The organism is Arthrobacter sp. Y3223164 (assembly GCF_059091005.1).
On the sequence record NZ_JBNHGF010000587.1, the window covers coordinates 1 to 1,262 of the forward strand.

1 protein-coding gene is annotated in these 1,262 nt (G+C 70.0%); it reads right to left on the reverse strand.

Features of this window, described 5'->3' with window-relative positions; all coding sequences use genetic code 11:
• Window positions 1-54: 54 nt before the first annotated feature.
• Window positions 55-1,257: a DUF58 domain-containing protein gene (locus AC5RUJ_RS16615; RefSeq protein ID WP_494156287.1), complete on the reverse strand. Its 1,203-nt coding sequence runs from the start codon at window positions 1,255-1,257 to the stop codon at window positions 55-57.
• Window positions 1,258-1,262 lie beyond the last annotated feature (5 nt).

The window sequence follows — 1,262 nt, forward strand, 5'->3', positions numbered from 1 at the left end:
GGCCGCGCACCCGCCCGGGTTGCTGCCCCGGAGACGGAGCGTTGGCGCTGCCGCTCATGCGGCGGCCTTCCGCAACACGAGGGCCAGGTCGTCCAGGGTGGACAGGGACAGCACGGACAGGTCGCCGATGGTCGCCCGGGCGGCCTGGAGGCCGCCGCCGCAGCGGATGGCGAACGCACGGATGCCAACCGGAACGGCCGACGATGCCTGGCGCAGCTGCGTGGCGGACACGTGATCACCGACGACCAGGAACATGACGGACGCATTCGGAACCGCGTCGGCGGTACTGCGGGCCAGTTCCACCGCGGTGGAGCGCTGCGGTTTGCCCTCGATCCGGGTCATTTCATCGAGCAGGATGCGGCCGGTTTCGCTGCGCAGCGGGCCCCGCTGGGTCAGGACGCTCAGGTTGCGCTCCTCCCGGATGGCCTGCAGCCCGATCGAAGCGCCGACGGAGACCGCCAGTTCGAAGTCTTCCTCCGAACCGTATTCCTCGGTGTTCGTCGAGACCGCGACGGCGAGATGCGCGCGGCGGGTTTCCTCGAACTGGCGCACCATCAGCGTGTTGGTGCGCGCCGTGGTTTTCCAGTGGATGTAGCGGCGGTCGTCGCCGGGGACGTAATCGCGCAGCGCGTGGAAGGAGACGTCGGCGCTGGCCAGTTCCTTGGTGGGCAGGCCCTCGAGGTCGCGGATGAACCCGGCGGCCGAACTGCCCAGCGCGGTGGTGCGCGGATGGACGAACAGGTCGGTCGGTTCCGTCCACATCATCTGGCGGCGGAGCAGGCCCAGAGGATCCTGGCGCACCGAACGGACCGGGCCCACCACGATGACGGCGCGGCGCTGCGTCGGGATGGTGAACAGGTCCTCGTGCACTTGGCCGGCCTTCATGCGCGGCAACTGGAACACGGCGGTGGCCGCTCCGACCGGCAGCTCCAGCGCCGCCGGCAGCAGGGGTTTGTCCGCGGTATTCGTCACCGCTATGCTCCCCACGGCCTGGTCGCCGACCGCGACCCGGGTGCGGGCCAGGTCCAGTTCCACGCCATACGAGGAACGGCCCAACACAAAACCTATCGCCAGCAACAGCAGAAACAGTCCCGTGAGTGCCGCGATCTTGGCTTCCTGCCAGCCGAAGGCCATCCCGGGCACCAACAGCAGGACCGTGCTGCCGGCAACCACCCAGCCCAGCGGGCTCACCGTTTCCAGCACGGGCCGCAGGTGGCGCTCGGCGGCGCCCCGGGCCCGCTGCCAGCCCGGCCGCACGTACT